The sequence below is a fragment of the Marinobacterium sp. xm-m-312 genome, from assembly GCF_013283295.1.
In the GTDB taxonomy this organism is placed as follows: domain Bacteria; phylum Pseudomonadota; class Gammaproteobacteria; order Pseudomonadales; family Balneatricaceae; genus Marinobacterium_E.
The window spans coordinates 102,161-125,085 of record NZ_WBYS01000007.1; the positions used below are offsets into that span (position 1 = coordinate 102,161).

Sequence of the window (22,925 nt, forward strand, 5' to 3'; positions counted from 1 at the left end):
TCAGGTATAATCTTTCGAATAAATAATAAGTTAGCTGACACCTCTGTTAGCCCACAAAGAGTACAAAAAATGACCAGAATTCCAGGAAAAGATGCCCCGCTTGAAGAGTCGATCGAGCGCATGAGTCAGGGGCTGAAGGAGCTTGGTTTTGACATAGAGGAGGTGAGTTGGCTCAATCCTGTGCCTCACGTCTGGTCACTGCATATTCGTGATCGTCACTGCCCACTATTATTTACTAACGGTAAAGGGTCTACTCCTGAAGCTTGTCTTGCCAGTGCGCTGGGCGAGTTCTATGAACGATTGAGTACTAATTACTTTTTTGCCGATTACTTTTTCGGTCAAGACATTTCCGATCGTGAGTTTGTTCACTATCCCAATGAGCGCTGGTTCCCAGCCTCTGCCGGTCAGTGGCCAGAAGGCCTGCTGGATCAAAACAGCCGAAATCACTACGACCCTGATGAGGAGCTCAGTGCCGATATGTTGGTAGACCTAAACTCGGGTCGAGCTGATAGGGGTGTGTGCGCTTTACCCTTTGTTCGTCAGTCGGATAAACAGACAGTCTGGTTTCCAGTCAATGTGTTGGAGAATCTCTATGTCTCCAATGGTATGGCTGCCGGCAATAATCTCTTTGAAGCGCGCGTTCAAGCGCTGTCTGAGATTTTTGAGCGTCATATAAAGAACACCATTATCTCCAGCGGTATTACACTGCCGCGCATTCCGGCTAAGGTGATTGCACAATATCCTCGCATCGAAGCATCCATCAAAGCACTGCGTGTTCAAGGATTTTTGGTTGATGTGCGTGACGCCTCTCTTGGGGGAAAATACCCTCTGGTAAATGTCACGCTCTTTAATCGCAATGATGGTGGCTGTTTCGCTTCATTTGGTGCTCACCCTAAGTTTGAAGTTGCACTGGAGCGAACCGTCACTGAGTTGTTGCAGGGTAGGGCTTTGGACTCTCTGAACGATTTCCCGCACCCAACCTTTGATATTGATGAGGCGGCAGAGCCTCAAAACTTGGAGACGCACTTTATCGACTCCAGTGGGGTTGTCGCATGGGATATGTTCGCCGATGAGCCTGATTACCCCTTTACCGAGTGGAATATAGAGGGAAGTTCTGAGGATGAGTTTGACGAGCTCTGTCGAATCATTCATGGCGTAGATTTACAGATCTATATTGCTGACTATCAACACCTTGGGCTCGATTGTTGCAGGATTTTGGTCCCAGGGATGTCAGAGATCTATCCTGTTGATGAGTTAATTTGGCGAAACAACAATCTAGCTGCGCCTCTGCGATCACGACTGTTATCGCCCGCTCAACTTGATCAGGAGATGGCGTTGGATCTGTTGGAAGAGTTAGAGCAGGGTGGATTTGATGATCAACAGCGTCTTGCTAAGCTGTTAGGGGTCGCAACGGACTCTGATTCGCCCTGGGATCGTGTTCGCATTGGGGATATTAAGTTCAAGCTCGCGCTTAAGTCTGGCGAGTTAGAGTTAGCCCTAGAGCAAGTTGACTGGATGTTAAACTTTGGTCACCTAACAGACGATGAGATTAAATTGCACCGCTGTCTTTCTGAATTGATACGATTAGAGATAGATTCCAATCGTGAACGAGAACAGTATGAACGCCCATTGGTTGCGCTCTATGGTGAAGCGCTATACCAAGAAGCTCTGGCTAATATTGCTGGAGAGAAGCTGTTCGATGCTCTGTCCGGGCTTGATGAGACACTCTCTAACCTAAACACTCATCACTCTCTGCTAACAGTCTATAAGCGTTTGCATGATGTGAAGTCAGGTTCTTATGAAAAACGGTATTAAGACAATAGGGACAGTCAGCACAGTTGCGGTCGCAGAGGCTCTATTTAGATGCTAGTTTTAATTTGTGATTGTCCCTTGGCTGTCTAGTTCGATTCCTATTATTAGCAGCACAATTCAGCACCCGCAGTGGGTGCTTTTTTTTTCCACAAAAAAGGCCAGCATCCGCTGACCTTTTATCCTATGGGCAGTTAACCCTTATCGACCATTAACCTGCGATCAGTGAGCCTACAAAAATTAGGGCGGGTGAAATCGCGATCAGTAGAAAGACTAGATCCAGTGCCCATACAGTTGCCGGTGTGTGATCTTTTGAAATAGCAGCCATTTGCTTGCTCCTTCTGTTTGTTTGGTTAACTGTAGATTACGCCTTTCTAATATAGCCGCATTGATATGTGTCAAAAGATTCATTTGTCTTCAATTTGTAACAAAACGCTGAAATAATTCTGTCATCTTATGAAGGAGTATTTTATGCGCGTTGGTATCAATGGGTTTGGTCGAATGGGCCGTCTGACAGCTCGTGTACTGTTTGATAGTGCGGATGTGGAGATTGTTCAGATCAATGATCCCGCTGGGGATGCGGCAACCTTGGCTCACCTTATGAATTTCGATTCCGTTCATGGACGTTGGAGCAGAGAGGCACTTCCCGTTGATGGTGGCATGCAGGTGGCAGATCAGTTCATTGCCGTTAGCTCGCACAAGACCATTGATGAGACCAACTGGAGTGGCTGTGACCTGGTCATAGAGGCGTCAGGGAAGTTCAAATCAAAAGAGGCACTCCAGCCCTACCTTGATCAAGGGGTTAAGCGTGTCGTCGTCACGGCGCCGGTTAAGCAAGAGGGTGTGTTGGACTGCGTCATGGGGGTAAATGATGACCTATTTGACCCTGAGCAGCATCGAATTGTGACAGCCGCCTCATGTACTACCAATTGTCTAGCACCTGCGGTGAAGGTAATTCATGAGAATTTAGGTATTAAACATGGTTCTATGACGACCATTCATGATATTACCAATACCCAGACTATTATTGATGCTCCGCACAAAGATCTGCGTCGTGCTCGCTCTTGTGGCACCAGTTTGATTCCCACCACAACCGGTTCGGCGACGGCCATTACGCATATATTCCCAGACCTGAAAGGTAAATTGAACGGCCACGCGATACGTGTACCTCTAACCAATGCATCGATTACAGACTGTGTCTTTGAGGTCAACAGAGCGACCAGTGTTGAAGAGGTTAATCAGTTGCTTAAAGCCGCATCTGAGAGCTATTTAGCTGGGATTCTGGGCTATGAAGAGCGTCCACTGGTTTCGATCGATTACAAGACGGATCCTCGTTCAAGTGTCGTCGATGCGCTCTCGACCATGGTGGTTAACGACACTCATGTGAAACTCTACCTCTGGTATGACAATGAGTGGGGCTACGCGAACCGTACGGCCGAACTGGCCCTTAAAGTCGGTCACCGAGTTTAAGTAGTCCGACCCTAATTGAGTTGCGTAATCTCTTTAACTACTTTAAGGAGGCTGCGTGACTCAAATCGCCATTTTTCCCATTCCCGACTGTGTCACCTTTCCTGGCACCGTGTTTCCGTTGCATGTATTTGAACCTCGTTACCGACAGATGATCAATCACTGTTTGGAGACAGGTATGCCGGTAGCGATTTGTCACACACAAAAAGAGATCAGTCCTGCCAAATCGGGATTGCCTCTGAAAGAGGCGTTGCAGACAAACCAGGCAACCTATCGACCCTACACAGTGTTTAGTGCTGGTCAGTGCGAGCTGATTAAGCAGTTAGATGATGGGCGTCTAGTGGTGGATGTCCATATCGATCAGCGATACCGTTTGGGTCGATCACTGCAGCAGATTCCCTACTCGGTGTATGAGTGTCAACCAATGGCTGATCGTGAGATGACTGAAGATGAGTTATCAGAAGCGATTGAGCTGGTTGATAAGGTGCGCCATCGTGTACTGGCAATGGTGCAAGGTGATAGCCGAGCGGCCAATAAATTGAGAGACATTCTCAATCAAGAGGAGTGGTTAACAAAATCGCCACAAGCGTTCAGTTTTGAGCTGTTTGGATTAATTCGATTTGATGCTCACTATTTGCAGCAAGCACTGGAGATGGAGAGTGCGGTGGAGCGACTCAGATTCACACTGGATTTAATGAATCGCTGACCTAGGGAATCTGCGAATAAGTTTCGCATCTTCTCTGCGGGACTTGTTCGCAGGTTTCTTACTCCCAAACTTCTCGGATAGGCTCTCCGAAATCGTCGTAAATGACTTTGCGTTTAGGTTTACTCAGTTTTCTAGCTAATTTAGGGCGCTCTTTGATTAGGCGTCTTGCATCGATGGTCTGCAACACACCCTCGCAGGGGGTTCTCGACTCGCGCGGTTTGCCGTCATTAAAGACGGGGCGTATCAGTCCTCCGTGCGGAACTCCACTCTGACCCTGAGGAATCTCTTTAACCTCGCCACCAGAGCGCAGAAAATCCTGAACTTGCTGTTCAAGCTCGGCGCGGATCTGGGCTTTGGTCTTTTTGTCGAACATGATTCCATCCAAATAGGTCAGCCGAGTATTGTAAGGCTTTGCGCAGTGGTTGGCGATATCTATTGAGTGGCTGGTCTGGCGGATGACAGGCTGAAAGCCAGTCACCGCAGCTCCGAAGCCAAGTCGGTATACCAGTGACTGGCTTTAGCCTGTCATCTGCTCTTTGATGCTTCTGAGATTGTTAGGGTCAGACCATAGGTCAGACCCTGTGTCATTACGACTGGGTCAGACAGTTGCGTCAGACAACTCCGAGTTGCTGTGCTGTTTCAAAAACTCGTTGGAGAGTTCAAACGTGACTTTGCGGCGTTGAATAGGGCAGTTGAATGCCAGTTTGACAGCAAATAACTGCATGCCTGCTAGGTTTTTGTTGTCACTTCCGTAGCGTGGATCACCCATAACAGGGTGGTCGATCTGATTGAGATGACGTCGGATCTGGTGTGTTCGCCCGGTCAGTATTTCTACGTAGAGATCCGAATAGTCACGATCGGGGTTGTAGTGCAGTCGGGTGAATTTGGTATGGGCTGGTTTGCCATCCAGTTTATTGATGATTTCACCGGACTCAGGTGCCTGGCCTGAGACAAGACAGCGGTAAAATTTTTCAACCTTACGGTTTTGGAATTCGCGCGAGATGGCGCCTGCAACACCCTGTTTATGAGCGATCACGATCAGACCTGCCGTTTCACGATCCAATCGGTGTATCAAAAACGAAGCGCGTTTCGGTTCAAGTGTTTGCTCGGCTAAACGAGTAATGGCGAGGTGATCACACCAGTCATTTCCCTGTGCAACCATACCGGCTGGTTTGAACCAGACAGAGTAACCTTGAGCATCCACTAAACATTGCGCGCCCTCTGGCTTTCGGCCTAAGAGTTCAGAATCGTAAAAGAGAGAGATCCGATCGTTTTTTTGCAGAATCTCTTTGGCCTTACGCAGGCGCTTACGACCTTTTTGGCCACGCTTCAGCCAGCAGGCGCCTTTACTCAGTGCGTCCTTAATTTTCTGTTTGGAGATTGCAGTCTCTTGCGCCAGAAAGTCAGTGACATTGCTGCCGGCTTGTTCAGTGGTGATGGTTTTTTCGAACTCTATCTTCATAAAAATTCGGCACCCGAAGGTGCCGTTATCTCGTCTTTTTGAATCAGTCTTTTACGACATCAATGTAGTAGTGGTCGACGCCGTTGATGTTCTCTCGCACTAGGCCGTGACAGTCTGTTTCAAAGCCAGGGAACTTGGCGTTGAATTCGCGAACAAACTTCAAGTAGTCAACGATGGTTGAGTTAAAGCGCTCACCCGGTATCAGTAGTGGTATGCCCGGTGGGTAAGGTGTCACGAGCATGGCTGTGGTTCGACCCTCTAGCTCATCAATAGAGACACGTTCAACTTCACGGTGCGCCATCTTCGACCAAGCATCTGCCGGTGTCATAGCTGGCTCAATCTTAGAGAGATACATCTCTGTCGTGATTTTTGCGACATTGTACTTGCGGTAGATGTCGTGCAGTGAGTGACAAAGATCACGCAGACCAATTCGCTGATATTCAGGGTGCTGTGCGACAAATTCAGGCATAACCCGCCACATGGGTAGGTTGTTATCAAAGTCATCTTTGAACTGCTGAAGTTCAGTCACCATGGAGTTCCAGCGGCCCTTAGTGATGCCGATGGTGAACATGATGAAGAACGAATAGAGTCCCGTTTTTTCAATGATAATACCGTGCTCAGCAAGGTATTTACTGACAATCGCCGCCGGAATGCCGTGCTCATCAAACTCACCATGGATATTCAATCCAGGTGTGATAATGGTCGCCTTAATGGGGTCGAGCATGTTAAAGCCAGACTCGATCTTGCCAAAACCGTGCCAAGTGTCATCTTCATGGATGACCCAAGCATCACGATCGCCAAGACCTTCATCATCCCACTTCTGAGGTCCCCAAACTTTGAACCACCAGTCGTTCTCACCAAACTCTTTTTCGACCTTAACCATGGCACGACGGAAGTCGATCGCCTCGTACAGGGACTCCTCGACCAGTGCTGTACCACCGGGAGGCTCCATCATTGCAGCGGCAACATCACAAGAGGCGATGATCGCATACTGAGGGCTGGTCGATGAGTGCATCAGGTAGGACTCGTTGAATCGGAAGGTATCCAGCTTACGGTTCTTAGCGTCCTGCACTAGGATCTGAGAGGCCTGTGACAGACCTGCCAACAGCTTGTGCGTTGACTGTGTTGCAAACACCAGGGTGTCGTCAGAGCGTTCACGGCTCTCTGTGCCGCCAATCGCGTGCATGTGGTTGTAGAACTTGTGGAATGCTGCGTGAGGCAGCCAGGCCTCGTCAAAGTGCAGCGTATCAATGGTGTCGCCCAGCATCGATTTAATCGTCTCTACGTTGTAGAGAATGCCATCGTAGGTCGATTGCGTCAGTGTCAGTACACGAGGTTTTTTGTTCAGTGCTTCACGAGCAAAAGGGTTCTCTTCGATCTTGCGACGAATCGTCTCGGGATCAAACTCACTCTTTGGAATCGGTCCGATAATGCCGTAGTGGTTACGAGTTGGCATTAGGAAGACAGGGATCGCACCACACATGATGATCGAATGCAGAATCGATTTATGACAGTTACGATCCACTACCACAATATCGCCAGGGGCAACGGTTGAGTGCCAGACCACTTTGTTCGACGTCGAGGTACCGTTAGTGACAAAGAAGAGATGGTCTGCGCCAAATATGCGTGCAGCACTCTGCTCTGAATCTGAAACAGGGCCTGTGTGGTCCAGAAGCTGTCCAAGCTCTTCAACCGCATTACAGACATCGGCACGCAGCATGTTCTCCCCGAAGAACTGGTGGAACATCTGCCCAACCGGACTTTTCAAAAAGGCAACACCGCCCGAGTGTCCTGGGCAGTGCCAAGAGTATGAAGAGTCGCTTGCGTAGTTCATCAACGCATTGAAGAACGGCGGTGCTAGTGATTCGAGGTACTTTTTCGCTTCACGAATAATGTGGCGTGCAACGAACTCGGCAGTGTCTTCGAACATATGGATGAAGCCGTGAAGCTCACGCAAAATATCATTCGTCACATGACGAGAGGTACGAGTTTCACCGTACAAGAAGATTGGGATCTCGTTGTTACGCTTGCGAACTTCGGTAATAAAGTCGCGGATGTTATTCAGTACTTCGTCGGACAGATCATCCGTTTCACCCGAATCAAACTCCTCATCATCGACGGAGATGATGAAGCAGCTGGCGCGGCTCGCCTGTTGAGCAAATGCAGTAAGATCGCCGTAGCTGGTTAAGCCGACAACCTCCATACCCTCTTTTTCAATGGCGGCTGCAAGGTCACGAATGCCTGAGCCAGAGATATTTTCAGAACGGAAATCTTCGTCAATGATGACGACAGGGAAACGAAATTTCATCCACAACGCCTTTAAGGTGGTGAAACGAATCCGCTTCGGTGAGATAGGTCACTCTGCGGTACTGATGGGCCATGTTGGCCCGCTTTAAAGCAGATAATAACAAGCTTTCATGCTAGGTAAAACAGTTCTTGTGGCAGGGTGGTTGGGGGCTATTTTTTGACTCAAGGGTTAAAGATTTTTCATTTACGCCAAAGTCTCATCTAAGAGGCCTATACAGCACTCCTTTTTTTGTTAGAATCGATGGTTATTCGATTTGCTGCCTATTGAATGGGTAGCCCTCAAATGGTGGATTTTTAGTGCTTTTCAATAAGCTACCAGACGATATATTTGCGCCGCTCTCTGGGCAGAATAGACAGGTTTACCAGTCTGTTCTTCTTGAGCTGGCCGATCTCTTCTTTGATGAAGATCTGATAGACCCCTTTATTGCCAAAGATTTAGTCCGTTCAACCATCGAAAATGCCGTTGTTAAGCTTGGTGTTCGTCGGTGGGTGGCTGAGTCTGAAGAGGAGGCGGAGCTGCCTACCTCTAGCGCAGATTACACAAACCGTATCTACCGACGCCTAGTGCAAACGGGCTGGTTAGAGGAAGAGCAGAAGATCTATCGCACCTATGTGTTGCTCTCACCTTCGGTCAGTTATCTGTTGCGTAACCTGGTTTCGATCGCGCGTTTGGAAAAACGCAGTTACGGTGGCACCGTTCTTAACGTGCTGTCGTCTCTGGAATCGGCCATCAATGATCCGGTGGGTCGTGGTATTACCCTATCGGAAGCGGCAGACACAGCAGCCGAGTTCAGTGCACACCTGACCGATATGATGTTGGGTCTGCGCGAACTTAAAATATCATTGGCTGAGTCGCATAACCCGCAAGAGATTGTCCGTGGCTTCTTTGATCGTTTCGTTGAGCACATTCTTGTTTCTGACTATAAGACGTTGAAAACAAAGAACAACCCCTTCCGTTTTAGACGTCAAATTCTCTCTTTATTGCGTGATCTTCAGTTCGATACGCTGAAGGTAGAGATGCTGACTGAACACTATCAGATGCAGTATGAGATCGAATCTGAGACTGCGGAAGCGATGGTGCACCAGCACATCAATCGCATCATCCGGATCTTCGAGTCGGTCGACCAGCGTCTGGCGATCATTGATGATTTCCGTTACCAGTTAGAGAAACGGGTAGCCGACACTGTTCGTTACATGGACAAGACAACGCCGGGTATGGCGGCTCGTTTGTCGCGTGTCATTGCCAAATTGGCGGAGAAAGATGGTCGAGAGATACCACCGGTTCAATCACTTGATCAGTACGGCTTTATCTCGCCTTCGTCAATTCGCTCGCCAGTGCGTCGACGTGTTGAGACAGCGCCTAGAGTCATTACCCAACAGCAGATCGATCCTAAGGTGCTTTACATGCGTCAACTCTTCAAAGAGTGGAAGGCGCGCCGTGAGGTGAAAGTGGATCGAATCGAGGCCTACTTAGATCGTCACTTCTTAAACGGCGAAACCTTAGTGGCGGCGTCTGAATTTACCATTGATTCAATCGAAGATTACATCTGCTTCAGCTATGTACGACACCTAAATTCGTTAGGTAAGAAAGCGCGCAAGACAGCTGAACGCTACCAAATAGAATTTGATGAAGAGTACGTGCGCGTTGCCGATATGGTGGAGTGCCGTGGTTTCAAAATACACAGGAATAACGCCTGATGCTTGGTGATTTACAAAAAGCGCTGACGCGCAATGAAAAGAGTACAGAAGCCGATTTCGTTCGCGCTGCAAACTCACTACTGACAAACCAGTTCCTCTATGCGGATCGCCCTGCACAGCGTGATACTTATTTCCTTATTTCGCAGAATATGGAGTACTTCCGTAACCTGTTCGCGGCACTGGGTTGGTCTCTGGTCTATCAACCTGATGAAGCCTATTTGGGTGTGCTACCCCAGGGTGAAGAGCGAGTCATGCGATTGAAGCTCGATGAGTCTCTGTTGATGCTCTGTATGCGTCAAATGTATGAACAGAAACTGGAAAATTTCGAAGTAGAGAGCGGTAAGGCGTACACCACGTCTGATGATCTGTTGAGCACTTACGAGAGTTTAACCGGTAAAGAGATCCCTAATGAGACGCGTCTAAAAGAGATCCTGTCGCTCTTCTCACGTCACGGTTTGATTGAACGCGGCAAGGCGAATGAGACCGACCCTAAAAACATTCCAATCGGCATCTACCCCACCATTCGTCAAGTGGTGGTCGAAGATTACATCCGACAGCTTGAGGCGCTCTGTGACATCGAAAGCGCTGATGCGGCCTTGATGGATGATATTGCTGACACTCCAGAGGAGTCGATCGAAGAGGTGAGTGAGCCAGCTGATGAGTCAGTGGAGTCAGAAGAGAAGGGTGCAGTAGAGGAGTCTGACGATGAAACAGCTTAATCGCATCGTTCTAGTTAACTGGTATGTATTGGGTGCTCAAGAGATCCCGATCAAAGGTAATGTCGCGATTGTAGGTCCTAACGGCTCAGGTAAATCGTCACTACTGGACGCCATGCAGACCATTTTGATGGGTGGCCATAAGCGCCACTTAAGTTTTAACGCCTCGGCGGGTGAAAAGTCTGAGCGTTCACTGCGCACCTACTGTCTCGGTTTTATGGATGATGGTGGTAAAAGCAACAGTGCCCGTGAAGATTCTATCAGCTATCTGGCGATGAGCTTCTTTGATACTGAGACGGCACAAGAGAGCTGTATTGGTGTTGCGATCAGTGCATCAACCGCCAGCCCAGATGAAGAGGTTTTGGGTCGCTTTATTCTGCCTAACTTCTCTGTTTCGCTGGATGACTTTAGTCGAAAAGAGGGCGGTGGTCGTATGCCGCGTCCTTGGAATGAAGTTCGTGAAAGCCTGCTTAAACAGTGTCCGGATATGACGCTAGAGAAGCGTGCAAGCCGCTACATTCGTGAGGTTGTGACCCACTTGAGTCACGATCCAGCGATGCCGAATGACGATGACAAATTCATCAAGAACTTCAAAAACGCTCTTAAATTTGTACCCATTGATAGTCCGACTCGATTCGTTCGCGAGTTTGTCTTGGATGAGAACGTAGTGCATGTCGGAGCCTTCCGTAAATCGCTGGATGAGTATCGAGCGATGGAGGAGAAGACGCGTGATGTGGCTAACCGTATTGATGAACTGGTTAAAGTACAAGAGCTCTGCCAGGGTATCAGTCGTAACATCAAAAACGCCGTCGAGTACGAGTGGGTTGTTCACGAGTCACGTTTTGAAAGTGCCGACCTTCGTAAAGAGGAGGCTGAAGAGCGTCTAGAGAAGTGGCAAGAGCAAGAGGCGGAAGTTGAGCGAGAGCTAACCAATATTGGTGCTGATCTCAATCAGGTTATGCAGGATCTTGCCAACGCACGTGCAGCGCTAAACAACACCGATGCTGCGCATCAGATTAACGCGATGGAATCTTCTATACGCGTTGGTCAACACGAACTCAATGTCATCGAAGAGCGCATTCAGAAGGCCTACTCGCTGATGCGCACAGCGGTGAGCTTTAATCAGAATCGTGAGTTCTTGCCTGAAGAGTTTGCAGCACTGGTGGATCAAGCATCAGAGATCTGGCGCTCGGGTGAAAACCTAATGGCAGACGCTTGGCCTTCAGATCCTGTCAGCGTCGATAACACGCTAAACGCAATGCGTAAGTCGATTGAGAACGTTCGTCGTAAAGTGTCGCGTCGTTATGAAGAGTCAGTTATCCGTATTTCTGAACTGCGCGCTCAGATACAGAACCAGAAGAGTGCCGTAGAACAGCTTCAGCAGGGGCGCGCCCCCGTTCGTCGTAACACGGCTGAATTGATGGAGCTGTTGAGTGAGTACGGTATCGACTCAACACCCATTTGTGAGTTGGTTGATATTACCGATGACAAGTGGCGCATTGCAATTGAGTCCTTCTTAGGTGCTCGCCGCGAAGCATTGGTCGTCGATCCTGATCGTGTCAAAGAGGCGATTACACTCTACCGCCGTAAAGGGCGTCACCTGAAAGGGTGTCGTATCATCAACACCACTAAATCGGGTGACTGGTTACACCGCACTAAGCCAGGTTCTCTGGCTCAGTTTATCGAGTCTGACTCTGACGATGCCCGCGCATTTATGAATCGCGCACTGGGCGGTGTCATGGCGGTTGAGACGGAAGCGGAGCTTTTGAAACAGGAGCGTGCGTTGACCTATGACTGCATGTTGCAGACCGAAGGTTCAACCACATCAATTAATGAACTGACACCAATTATGGGTATTCGTCGTCGTGGTGATCAACTTGAACTGCAGGGCAAGCAGGTCGATCAGCTGGTCAATGAGTTCACACTGCTAGGTCGTCAGCACGAATCTCTAGAGAAGCTACGTGATGCGTTAATAAGCCTTGATGGCGGTCTGTCTCAAGTGAACGAGCCTCTGTTTGATTTGACAGAACAGCGTAAGAAACTGACGCATCAGATTGAAGGGTACCAGCAGACTATTGTCGATCTCCGTAACCATGACGATACCGGTATTCAGCAGCGCATTGCCGATCTGGCGGCTAAGCAGAAAGAGACCGAGTCCACTCAAGCAGCGTTGATGGATAAGCTGCAAAAAGCCCGTACAGGCCTGATCCGTGATACTGCTCAGCTAGAGGTGCTAGAGACCGATCTAACAGAGCATGCTGAAGCGCGTGCAGCCTGTGAAGCGAAGAATGAGTTCGACGCTCAGTCTGCGCAGGAGAAACGCGACTACCTCGATGAGAGCTGTGATGGTGAGTTGGAACGCATCATCTTCGAAGCGGCCAAGAAAGCTCAGTCTGAACTGGCTCTGCATGAGAAGAAAAAGAACGGTGTCCGTGATGCCGTTGCACAGTATAAAGCGCGTCACCACGGTGGCGGTTTGACTCACCATGAGTTGGATAAGGTTGGACCAGACTCCAGTCATGAAGATCTCGAGGGTTACGTTAACGAGACCGTTGAGGCACTCCGTGAATCTGAATTGGCAGAGTACACAGAGAAGGCCGAGCGAGCTCGTCTAGAGGCTGAGTCTGCTTTCCGTTCTGACTTCGTGGCCCATCTGAATGACCAGATCAATAAGATTCGTGATCTGATCCGTGAGCTAAACTCGCACTTGAAGAACCGTCCTTTCCATAAAGAGATGTACAGCTTTGAGATGTCACCTAACCCTGAGTTGAAAGACATTCTTGAGTTGGTTGAGGCCTATACGCAGCTCGATTCTGCCAATGTGGGCTCGTTGTTTGATATGAAGTTTGATGACAATGCGCAGCACAAGGATGCTCTAGAACGAATTCACGAAGTACTTAAAGATGAAGGCGAGAGCAGTCTGCTTCAGGACTACCGTAACTTCTACAACTTCGAGTTGGTGGTTAAAGATCTTGACGGCAATCGTAAGACAACCCTGTCGCAGCGTATCAAGACCGGTTCCGGTGGTGAGCACCAGGTACCGTTCTACGTCGCGATGGCGGCCGCCTTGGGTGCGACCTACCGCCTAAAAGAGGGTAGTGATGGTAAGCCTGTGGGTGGCTTCAGCCTGTCGGTATTCGATGAGGCGTTCAACAAGCTGGATTCAGAGAACACCGTTACCTCGCTTGGCTTCATGAGTGATTTGGGTCTCCAAACCATTATTGCTGCGCCGGATGAGAAGTACTCTCTGCTCAGTACTTGCATGGATACTATCATTAACGTCTGTCGTGACGGTCGTGTGGTCGACATTGATGTCGAGTTCCCAACGGATCTTGGTAAAGCGCTATTGGCGTCTGATCACCCTTACAAGGTAATGGCAGAAGAGGAAGCGGCGGAGCTTTAACAAATAGCGTCGCGGCCTCAATGAGACCGCTCCAACAGGTATTAATCGAGGCCTCTTAAGATCGCTCCAACAACTTAAGTGTCGGAACCTTATCGAAGATGAGGCGATCGATTGCCCGAAAAGGGGACTGGCCCAGGTCAGACCCCTTTTTTATTGTTCCTTTTCCACTCAGCGAAATCTACTAGTGCTCCCTTTGTGCAACTGCGGTATAGTCAGGTTATATGGTTATAAGTAAATCTATGTATTGGAGAGTCTATGCGTTTGATCAACCGCTCGGGTATTAGCATTAAACCCAAGGCTCCTTTTCATGAGTGGCTTTTGGCGGGCTCAGAAGAGCCGGTTCCTTCACTAGAGGAGCTGCGCAGTGAAGCCAACCTCTACCTCTTTGATGAGGTCGATTCTGATGAGGATTTCACCTCAGAGATTGAACAGCACTGGTTGACGATCTTTGAGAACGAACTCTCTGCCTGGGATGAGTTTCAGGATTTTTGGCCCAAACCGCTCTCGCTTGATCTCTTTAAGAGTTGGTTTGACATCGATTTACAACTGATGAGTTTTGATTTGAGCGATCAGCCCCTGATGCGGGCTAATCTGGATATAGAGTAAGGAGTCTCTGATGGTTGTCGCACAGCAGCAACACGGATTGGAATGGCATGAAGACCGTGATTGGCTCTATGACGAGCTGCACTCGCGCCCGTTCCAGCGCATTTCAGGGGATGCCAGTATTACCCACATTGCGGTGCTGGCAAACCAACAGGAGCGTGCCATTCAGAGTCAGCACATCCAGCGCTTGCTAGATACCCTCAACATCGAACACGACGGAGTGGATCAGGCGTGTAATATCTACACAGCGGGCGATCTGCGCATCCGTTGGGAGCAGCATCTCGAGTTTACGTCACTGACCATCACCGATTCACGTGAAGGGGTAGCGTCGACACAACCCTTTTTCACAACGGCGTTGGATCGACTGCCAGACGGCTGGTTAAGTAACTACCCAGGTAAAGCGGTAGCCGCTTTTCATATGCGCATTCAGAACATTCAGGGTGATGAACTACCAGAGCCCAAAGATGTTCGCTCTCAGCTCGATGATATGCAGATGATCGGCAGTCTGCCACAGAATGGTGCAGCACAAATCTGGACGACATTTAGAACGCACAGCGACAACTTTGGCCGTTTCCTAATCTTCAATAACAGCATGTCGAAAGGGCAGATGGGCCGAATGGTGCAGCGTGTAATTGAAGTTGAGACCTACCGTTTGTTAGCGCTGCTCGGTCTTCGCGAAGCGCGTAAGCTGTCACCGGTTGTTGCTGATATGGATAATCGAATGGCCGATCTGACGCGTCGCCTGTCAACGGGTGATAACTCAGATGACAGTCAGCTTTTGACAGAGCTCATCAACCTATCGGCCGATATTGAAGCTGAACGTGCGAGAACCACCTTCCGTTTCAATGCTAGCCGCTCATACCATGATGTTATGGCGGCACGATTGGATGAATTGCGTGAGGATGAGGTCTCTGGTCACCTGACCTTGAAAGAGTTTTTGATCCGTAGATTGACGCCTGCTGTGCGTGGCTGTGAGACCATGCACAATCGACTCGACGACCTATCGCGTCGTGTAAACCGCGCAGCCGATATGATGCGTACCCGAGTTGAGATGGCGATTGAGAACCAGAACCAAGAGCTACTGAGCTCCATGGATCGTCGATCCAAGATACAGCTAATGATGCAGCATACGGTAGAGGGTCTGTCGGTTGCTGCGATCAGCTACTACGCAGTTGGCCTAGTGAAGTACCTCATTGATGCGGTACACGGTGCCGGTGTCGAATTCGATAAGAGTCTTGCGACCGGGGTCTCTGTCCCACTGGTGATTGGTGCGGTATGGTTCATTACTCGTAAAATTCAAAACCGATTTAAGAAACTCGCTGAAGTGAAAACCGAATCAACAGCGAAAGGGGATCAGTAAGGTGTCAGTAGAAGATCAGATCCAAACCCTTCTCAATGAAGGCCTTAATCTAGTTCACATGGAGTTAGAGAACGAAAGCCACATGCACGGTGGTAACCGTTTGGATACTCACTTCAAGCTCGTTGCGGTTAGTGATGACTTTCAAGGTAAACGCCTAATTCAGCGCCATCAAACCATTTTTGGCCTGCTGTCAGATCTTATGCAAAACCCCATTCATGCACTCTCAATGCATCTATACACCCAAGCAGAGTGGACCGAAAAGTCCGGTTTAGTCCCGGCGAGTCCTAAGTGTATGGGTGGTTCAAAGCACGATAAGTAGTGTTTCGGTGACAGGCCTTCAGCCTGTCATCCGCAGGTTAGCTTTACTACCTTTCTGGAAATCGCTGGGAAAGTGGATGTCAGGCTAAAGCCAGACACCGGTGCTAATAGCTAAATTCACATTAAGACCTATCGCGGCCTTTTCTAGACCGCTCCAACAATGTGCCTGACTCAAATCTCGTGCCAATCGTCCACGTCCGATCGAGAGTGAGTACGATGATTTTTTACGGTTAAGAGTTCAATCGGCTGAGGCCGGGATGGCCGAAGTCTGCAACGGAGGCAGGAGCCGACTTATTGCCATGGAAGGCATGTATTCCGTTAATGCAGGAGCAATTAACGGTTTGCAGTGTCCTATTGGACTTCAGTGAAAAATCATTGAACGGAGCGTGCCGCAGGCCGAGTGAGCGTGGTCAGTTTTTGCTTACTTTTTGCTGACCAAAAAGTAAGGCTGGCCGCCTTTAGGCGAGTAGAATGTTTTAAAGTAGAGGTGACAGGCTGAAAGCCAGTCACCACCTAAAGGGCAGGTTACTTCGTAACCTCAGCAAACAGATCAAAATACTCTGGGAAGGTTTTGCTGGTACAGCCCGGGTCATTGATGATGATCTCGCTGTTGCCGAACGAGGCGAGTGAGAAGCACATGGCCATGCGGTGGTCGTCGTAGGTATCGATCGCGGCGCTCTGGATTTCGGCTGGTGGTGTAATCTCGATGAAATCTTCGCCTTCCACCACTTCCGCACCCACTTTACGCAGTTCGGTTGCCATTGCGGCTAGGCGATCGGTCTCTTTGACGCGCCAGTTGTAGACATTACGAATGGCTGTAGGGCCTTTTGCGAACAGGGCGGTTGTGGCAATCGTCATTGCAGCATCGGGAATGGCGTTCAGATCCAGGTCTACACCGTTCAGTTCGCCTTTAGAGACCTCTACCCAAGTTGGGCCATAAGTGACCTTAGCACCCATCTTACCGAGCACTTCAGCGAAGGCTTTGTCGCCTTGTACCGATTCAGAACCGACGCCGTAGACGCGAATCGTTCCGCCAGCAATAGCCGCTGCAGCTAGGAAGTAGGAGGCTGATGAGGCATCACCTTCAACCATCACTTCACCGGGCGACTGGTAAGTCTGTCCGGCTCTAACGACAAAGCTCTGGTAGTTGTTGTTCTCGACCTCAACACCAAACAGCTTCATCGAGTGCAGGGTGATATCGATGTAAGGCTTAGAGACCAGCTCGCCATCGACAACGATCTCTAGATCCTGCTGTGCCATTGGAGCGGCCATCAGTAGCGCAGTCAAGAATTGGCTCGAGATGTTGCCTCGAATCGATACTCGTCCGCCTTTTAGCTGTTGAGCGTTAATCTTTAGTGGCGGGTAGCCTTCATCTTTTAGGTACTCAATATCAGCGCCAATTTGACGCAGAGCATCAACCAAGTCCTCGATAGGACGCTCGTACATGCGAGGTTCACCGGTCAGTGTGAACTCACCTAAACCAAGGCACAGTGCGGCGGTTAGTGGGCGCATTGCAGTACCGGCGTTGCCCAGGAACATCTCAGCACTTTGCTGCTTGAAAGGACCTGCCACACCGGTGACAACGCACGAGCGACGATCATCAGCTAGCTCATAAGAGACACCCAACGTTTTTAGTGCATTCAGCATGTGGGTAACGTCTGCGCTGTCTAGCAGGTTGGTTACCTTGGTTTCACCTTCCGCCAGTGCAGCTAGAAGAAGAATTCGGTTTGATAGGCTTTTTGAGCCTGGCAGTTGAACGTCACCGTTTGCAAAATCGCGAGGTTGGAGTGAAAGAGTTTCCATAATCTTAAAAGTGTAGTTGATCGCCAAAAAAGGATCGAAAAAGGTACAGGTAAACGTCTGTTAAGTCCATTGTTCAGAGAGATTCGTTTTAATTGATTTCAATCAATGGACGATGGAGAAGAGTAGGGCATATTAGAACCATCAACACTGTATGGAATTAGGAGTAAAAAATGATCGGAGAACACCACGATCTAGTTCATGAACTTCCAGAGTACCGCGAACGTATTCATGAGCTTAAAACATCAAACAACCACTTCTCTCGTCTGTTTGATGAGTACCACGAAATTACTAAGCAGGCTGAGCTTGCTGCAGCTGAAGTTGAACCGACCACGACCAGTCGTGAAGAGGAACTTAAAAAGCGTCGTCTTGAACTGAAAGATGAGCTTTTCAAAATGCTTCAGGGTTAACCCTTTTCATTGTCCTTTCGTTGCTTGAACGTTACCCGTCTTTTTAGGCGGGTTTTTTTTGCTTCAATTTTTTGTTGGAGCGATCTTAAAAAGGTCGCGATATTCTGAACTGCTATTTGTCCAGGTTTCTCATAGCAATAAAAAACCCGCACTAGGCGGGTTTTTTAATGGGGTAGGCTGTTATGCCCAATCACCTGGGTAGTCAGCGAAACCTGGGTTGTCAGAGACACCCACCACTTTAGGGTTGTTCACCTTAGGTAGTTTGATCACCATGTTCTCATCGCGTTCTGCTTTTAGGTAGTCAGCAATGATATCCCAGAGTAGTCGACCCTCTGGTGTGCGGTTAACAGTTGCCCAACCAGAGACGCTGTAGTTCTTGTCATCAGCAATCACTTCACCGTTGTCTAGGCGTACTTCAGAGATACGCTGGCCAAGTGGTTTGGTTGGATCGATGGTGTAGTCAAGACCACCCACGCGAACCATGTCGCCACCTGATTGTAGGTATGGATCTGGATCGAATAGGTTGTCGGCAACACCTTCAAGCATCTCTTTGATCGCTTTACCAGTCATCTCTTGAACGTAAGTTTCAGAGTAGGTTGTTGCACACTGGCTCATGACATCTTCCATTGTGATCCACTCACCCTCTAGAGTAGTGGTACCCCAGCGAACGCCGGCTGATAGTGCGATGTCTGCCTTGTACTCCCAACGAAGTGCGTTACAGATAACTTGGTCCCAAGTGCCCATGAAGTTACCGCGACGGTAAAGAGTACGATCCGCTTTAGCCAGTTTCTCTTGAAGAATCTCTTCGAAGGTTTTGCCGACACGGATTGGGTTGTTCTGCCACTTCTTGTTACGCGCTTCGATGATGTTCTCATCGTAACGACCTTGGCGCATCTGGTTGATGTACGCTTCCATCTCACCGTCAGCTTCAAGCCAATCAGAGATAACAGGTAGCTGTTTGTAAGTCATGTTGGTGATCTGGCCATCTTCGATCGAGAAGTCCATACAGCCGACAAACTTACCGTTTGAACCTGCGTTGGTTACCCAACATTCGCCACCGTCAACGTTCTTAACTTTGATCGGTTGTGGAACACCATCGTGAGTGTGACCGCCGAATACAGCATTCAGGCCAGGAACACGTTCAGCCATCTTGATGTCGACGTCCATACCGTTGTGCGATACAAGAACAACCGCGTCTGGCTGCTCCTCTTCACGGATCTGCTGAACAAGCTCGATCATCTCTGGTTCACGAAGACCGAAAGACCAGTCTGGGAAGAACTCTTTAGGGTTGGCGTTTGAGGTACGTGGGAAGGCTTGACCAACAACGGCGATACGCTTGCCGTTGATCTCTTTAATCACGTATGGCTGGAACGCATGACCCGTATCTTCGTCGTACAGACCACGGCCATCGAAACGCTCAACCATTTCGTAGTACTCATCACCAAACAGTGAGTCTTCTAGTACTTTAACGTTCTGACCGATGAAGTCACCTTTGAACAGAGCAACGTTCGAAAGAACTTCCTCTTCACGGTAGGTGAACTCCCAGTGACCAACCATAACGTCGATGCCAAGAATGTTAGATGCCTCAACCATGTCGACACCACGTGTCCACAGTGAAGTACCCGATCCCTGCCATAGGTCACCACCATCAAGGGTTAGTGTGTTTTGGCGTCCGCCCGCTTGATCGCGTAGACGATCTAGAAGTGTTTTAACGTGTGCGAAACCGCCCGTACGACCGTACTTCTTAGCTTCTTCTAGGAAGTTAAGGTAGGTGTATGCGTAAGCTTCAGGAGAGTTCTCTGAAAGACCCATCTCCTTAAGGAAATTTTTGCCGACAACGTGTGGTGGACGACCAAATGCATCACCGACACCAAGGTTGACGTTTGGCTCACGGAAGTAGACAGGCTTTAGCTGGCCGTGAACGTCTGTAATGTGAAGGATACGAACATCACCTTCCATTGGAACATCATAAAATCCGCTGGGAGCAGTGTTGCTTGCTAGCGCGCGAGAAGTGTAAATTGCTGGTAGGCTTCCTGCTGCAGCAGCGGCGGCCATAGCCTTCAATAGTTGACGACGATTCATAGTTATCTTAGTTTCCCACTCTTCTTAAAGGGCCCACAGGCTGAAATCCACCAAAAGCACGCATGCTTATTACTAGAGACATACCAGTGAGACTAATTCCAGGCATTTTCGTTATATGCACATTAGTTACATCCTTATTCTACCCAGTTAGGGCTGATGTTGTGAAGCCTGCATTGATAGAGATCTCTGCAAATACGACTGAAGTGGTAGAGATTGAGATCCGTGCCAGCCTCGAAGCACTTCTGACCGGTATCAATGGACAGTATCGAAACACTCAAGAGGCGCCTAACTCAGATCAATACGACCATTACCGTGCAATGGAGTCGGCAGAGCTTGAGGCGGAGTTTAAAAAGTTCATGCCGACGCTCCTAGAGGGTGTTGAGTTGAAGCTTGATGGAACGCCCGCTGAGTTGCAGCTAAAAGAGCTAGTCGTGCCACCCCCAGGCTATACCAAGGTGCCTCGCAATAGTGTGATTATCTTGAAAGGGCGAATCCCCCGGGAGACTCAAAGTCTAACCTGGTACTACCCCATGGCGTTTGGCGATCATGCGACTCGAGTCAGACAGGTAGATGAGGCCAATAACGAGTGGCACTGGTCGTCACACCAGTGGGTAAAAGAGGATAAGCCAACTGAACCGTTCATGCTGAATGAGGTGTTTGCCAAACCGAGTTTTGCGCAGGTGGTGAAAACTTACACCCTAGGTGGTTTTCAGCACATTCTTCCCAAAGGGTTGGATCACATCCTGTTCGTGCTGGGTATCTTCCTACTGAGTCGTCGTTTAAAGCCGATTGCCCTACAGATTACGATGTTTACCATTGCCCACTCGATTACCTTGGCAATGGGTACTTTGGAGATTATTTCGATCTCGCCTCGTATCGTAGAGCCTCTGGTTGCGTTATCGATCGCCTACGTTGCTATAGAGAATCTCTTCTCATCCAAAATTAATCGTTTCCGTCTTCCCGTCGTGTTCGGTTTCGGTCTGCTTCATGGTCTCGGCTTTGCCACCATGCTGTCGGAGTTTGGGATGCCGACGGATGATTTTGTAGCTGCGTTATTAGCCTTTAATGTTGGCGTTGAGTTGGGCCAGCTCGCCGTGGTGTTGATTGCCTATTTTGGTGTCGCTTACTGGTTTAGCTCAGAGAAACTCTACCACCGTATTGTTGTGGTTCCGGCTTCACTGGTGATCGGTATCATGGGAATGATCTGGTTTGTTGATCGACTCGCCATTTTTTAATGCAGAATTCGTGCTTTCTGTCTAAGCTTAATCTATCAATAACGATTGGGAGTCTGTTATGCGAATGAATAGAGTGTTGATTGGTGCAGTGGCCGCAGTTGCATTAACTGGTTGTATGCAGCAGAACCTGCAAGGAACAGCCTACACCGCTGCCGATGCACGCCAGGTTCAGACGGTTGAGTACGCGACTGTCGAGCAGGTGACACCGGTGATCATTAATGGTGATCCTAACAATCCTGTTGGTGTGGGTGCTGGTGCTATTGTCGGTGGTATTGCAGGCTCAACCATTGGTGGCGGTAAAGGATCATCTATTGCGACGGTCTTGGGTGCAGTAGCCGGCGGTATTGCTGGTTCTAAAATCCAAGAGAACAGCTCACAAACTCAAGGGCAAGAGATTCAGTTGTTAATGGATAAGGGGGGTCGCATCTCCATCGTCCAGGGTGTGCAGAACAATCTCTTCTTCAGACCGGGCGATAAGGTTCGTGTGTTGCGCTCTGGCAATACCGTTCGTGTCAGCTATTAATGAAGCAGCCTAAGCTCAACTCGATTCATCACGCGGCGATTATCTGCAGTGACTACCAACGATCCAAGCAGTTCTACACAGAACTTCTTGGATTGACGGTATTGGATGAGAATTATCGAGCTGAGCGTGACTCTTACAAGCTTGATCTAGCGCTACCGGATGGTGGCCAGGTTGAACTCTTCTCAATGCCCGGAGCTCCGCAACGTTTGAGTTACCCTGAAGCTCAGGGGTTGCGCCATTTGGCCTTCGCCGTAAGCGATATTGAGGTGTGGGTCGAATGGTTGGCTGACAATGGGGTAGGGCATGAGCCGGTAAGGGTTGACCCTTATACCGGCAAGCGTTTTCTCTTTTTTGCTGATCCGGATGACCTGCCGTTAGAGTTGTACGAGCAGGCCTAACTGAATCCTTTGAAGAGAGGTCTACTTCTCTGGTGCGTTAAACTGTAGGTAGAGATCGATCAGGATTTCTGGGATCTGTTCACACATCTCTTCGCTTAACGCGCGATCTTTACGAATATCTTTTACTTCACCTTCATCGAATAGATCGGATGCGACCATAATCGGTAGTAGAAGGCCGGCCACCGACTCTTCGTCATCACTGAACCAGGCCTCTTCATTGCTGAAAACGCCTTCCATAAAGGCTTCAGCCCAGAGTGTGATCTCAGGAATCTCATCCTCTTCGTCAGTTTCAAGGCTGAGATCACAAGGCAGGTAGATTTCCTGATCGCTGTAGAGATCGTTGGCGATGGTAGAGTTCAATTTTCTCAACAGGTTCTCTATTTCTGCCTGTTGCTCTGCGCTACTCCAGTTAGGCTTCTCGTCGAAGATAAGCGTCATCCACGTCGACTCGTCGACTTTTTCAGGTGCGATATTAAGAGCGCATAAAAGCCCGTGTGCACCGACTAGATCAAGAGCGGTCTCTGCCACCGCTTCAGAGTCTAAAAAGTTCTCTAGTTGATCCAGTTCGTCTTCGCTAATTAGAGCTACACTTTGATTCATTACTGTTTTCCATAGATTGAATCTTTTA

At 49.0% G+C, this 22,925-nt stretch carries 19 protein-coding genes; 13 read left to right on the forward strand and 6 right to left on the reverse strand.

The genetic code is table 11. The features are described 5' to 3' along the window. The first annotated feature begins 69 nt into the window (after positions 1-69). The 3 genes from ycaO (at position 70) to XMM312_RS10000 (ending at position 3,982) form a co-directional block, all read left to right on the forward strand. Positions 70-1,815 carry a 30S ribosomal protein S12 methylthiotransferase accessory factor YcaO gene (ycaO, locus tag XMM312_RS09990; RefSeq protein WP_173489169.1) on the forward strand — a complete coding sequence of 582 codons (1,746 nt, stop codon included), beginning with the start codon at positions 70-72 and terminating at the stop codon, positions 1,813-1,815. Positions 1,816-2,280: 465 nt separating this feature from the next. After that, complete coding sequence (locus XMM312_RS09995) at positions 2,281-3,279, forward strand: ArsJ-associated glyceraldehyde-3-phosphate dehydrogenase (protein WP_173489170.1); 999 nt, start codon at positions 2,281-2,283, stop codon at positions 3,277-3,279. A 55-nt stretch (positions 3,280-3,334) separates the two neighbouring features. Further along, positions 3,335-3,982: an LON peptidase substrate-binding domain-containing protein gene (locus XMM312_RS10000; RefSeq protein ID WP_173489171.1), complete on the forward strand. Its 648-nt coding sequence runs from the start codon at positions 3,335-3,337 to the stop codon at positions 3,980-3,982. Between the two features lie 58 nt (positions 3,983-4,040). Here the strand turns inward: XMM312_RS10000 and XMM312_RS10005 are convergent, their stop codons facing one another. The 3 genes from XMM312_RS10005 to XMM312_RS10015 form a co-directional block, all read right to left on the reverse strand. Then, on the reverse strand, positions 4,041-4,460 hold the full coding sequence (locus XMM312_RS10005; protein ID WP_173481109.1) for a hypothetical protein: 420 nt from the start codon (positions 4,458-4,460) through the stop codon (positions 4,041-4,043). Between the two features lie 120 nt (positions 4,461-4,580). After that, positions 4,581-5,444 carry an RluA family pseudouridine synthase gene (locus tag XMM312_RS10010; RefSeq protein WP_173489172.1) on the reverse strand — a complete coding sequence of 288 codons (864 nt, stop codon included), beginning with the start codon at positions 5,442-5,444 and terminating at the stop codon, positions 4,581-4,583. A gap of 43 nt (positions 5,445-5,487) precedes the next feature. Beyond that, positions 5,488-7,752: an Orn/Lys/Arg decarboxylase N-terminal domain-containing protein gene (locus tag XMM312_RS10015; protein ID WP_173489173.1), complete on the reverse strand. Its 2,265-nt coding sequence runs from the start codon at positions 7,750-7,752 to the stop codon at positions 5,488-5,490. Positions 7,753-8,048: 296 nt separating this feature from the next. Between XMM312_RS10015 and XMM312_RS10020 the strand changes: the two genes are divergently transcribed. The 6 genes from XMM312_RS10020 (at position 8,049) to XMM312_RS10045 (ending at position 15,850) form a co-directional block, all read left to right on the forward strand. Beyond that, positions 8,049-9,449, forward strand: coding sequence for a Wadjet anti-phage system protein JetA family protein (locus tag XMM312_RS10020; RefSeq protein WP_173489174.1), 1,401 nt, complete (start codon positions 8,049-8,051; stop codon positions 9,447-9,449). Next, a complete protein-coding gene (locus tag XMM312_RS10025) occupies positions 9,449-10,168 on the forward strand; it encodes a DUF4194 domain-containing protein (protein WP_173481105.1) in 720 nt (239 codons plus the stop codon). The genes XMM312_RS10020 and XMM312_RS10025 overlap by 1 nt, the downstream gene beginning before the upstream one ends. Next, complete coding sequence (locus tag XMM312_RS10030) at positions 10,155-13,568, forward strand: SbcC/MukB-like Walker B domain-containing protein (RefSeq protein ID WP_173481104.1); 3,414 nt, start codon at positions 10,155-10,157, stop codon at positions 13,566-13,568. Before XMM312_RS10025 ends, XMM312_RS10030 begins: the two co-directional genes overlap by 14 nt. 255 nt (positions 13,569-13,823) lie before the next feature. After that, the gene (locus XMM312_RS10035; RefSeq protein WP_173481103.1) at positions 13,824-14,174 is read left to right on the forward strand and encodes a hypothetical protein; all 351 of its coding nucleotides are present in this window, start codon (positions 13,824-13,826) and stop codon (positions 14,172-14,174) included. Between the two features lie 10 nt (positions 14,175-14,184). Then, a complete protein-coding gene (locus XMM312_RS10040; RefSeq protein WP_173481102.1) occupies positions 14,185-15,531 on the forward strand; it encodes a DUF3422 family protein in 1,347 nt (448 codons plus the stop codon). A gap of 1 nt (position 15,532) precedes the next feature. Then, positions 15,533-15,850, forward strand: a complete 318-nt coding sequence (locus tag XMM312_RS10045) for a BolA family protein (protein ID WP_173489175.1) — start codon at positions 15,533-15,535, stop codon at positions 15,848-15,850. Between the two features lie 524 nt (positions 15,851-16,374). Here the strand turns inward: XMM312_RS10045 and aroA are convergent. Then, entirely contained in the window at positions 16,375-17,652 is a 1,278-nt protein-coding gene (gene aroA, locus XMM312_RS10050) for a 3-phosphoshikimate 1-carboxyvinyltransferase (protein WP_173481100.1), read from the reverse strand. Positions 17,653-17,822: 170 nt separating this feature from the next. On the opposite strand from aroA, the gene XMM312_RS10055 reads away from it, so the two are divergent. Next, positions 17,823-18,059 carry a YdcH family protein gene (locus tag XMM312_RS10055; protein ID WP_173481099.1) on the forward strand — a complete coding sequence of 79 codons (237 nt, stop codon included), beginning with the start codon at positions 17,823-17,825 and terminating at the stop codon, positions 18,057-18,059. A 180-nt stretch (positions 18,060-18,239) separates the two neighbouring features. Here the strand turns inward: XMM312_RS10055 and XMM312_RS10060 are convergent, their stop codons facing one another. Next, a complete protein-coding gene (locus XMM312_RS10060) occupies positions 18,240-20,141 on the reverse strand; it encodes a 5'-nucleotidase C-terminal domain-containing protein (RefSeq protein ID WP_217362054.1) in 1,902 nt (633 codons plus the stop codon). 161 nt (positions 20,142-20,302) lie between these two features. Between XMM312_RS10060 and XMM312_RS11700 the strand changes: the two genes are divergently transcribed. Genes XMM312_RS11700 through XMM312_RS10075 form a run of 3 tightly spaced genes read left to right on the forward strand, consistent with a single transcriptional unit; the run spans position 20,303 to position 22,297 of the window. Beyond that, positions 20,303-21,376, forward strand: a complete 1,074-nt coding sequence (locus XMM312_RS11700) for a HupE/UreJ family protein (RefSeq protein WP_173481098.1) — start codon at positions 20,303-20,305, stop codon at positions 21,374-21,376. 58 nt (positions 21,377-21,434) lie between these two features. Next, positions 21,435-21,899: a glycine zipper 2TM domain-containing protein gene (locus XMM312_RS10070; RefSeq protein ID WP_173483512.1), complete on the forward strand. Its 465-nt coding sequence runs from the start codon at positions 21,435-21,437 to the stop codon at positions 21,897-21,899. After that, complete coding sequence (locus tag XMM312_RS10075; RefSeq protein ID WP_173481096.1) at positions 21,899-22,297, forward strand: VOC family protein; 399 nt, start codon at positions 21,899-21,901, stop codon at positions 22,295-22,297. The genes XMM312_RS10070 and XMM312_RS10075 overlap by 1 nt, the downstream gene beginning before the upstream one ends. A gap of 21 nt (positions 22,298-22,318) precedes the next feature. Here the strand turns inward: XMM312_RS10075 and XMM312_RS10080 are convergent, their stop codons facing one another. Next, complete coding sequence (locus tag XMM312_RS10080; protein WP_173481095.1) at positions 22,319-22,897, reverse strand: YecA family protein; 579 nt, start codon at positions 22,895-22,897, stop codon at positions 22,319-22,321. Positions 22,898-22,925 lie beyond the last annotated feature (28 nt).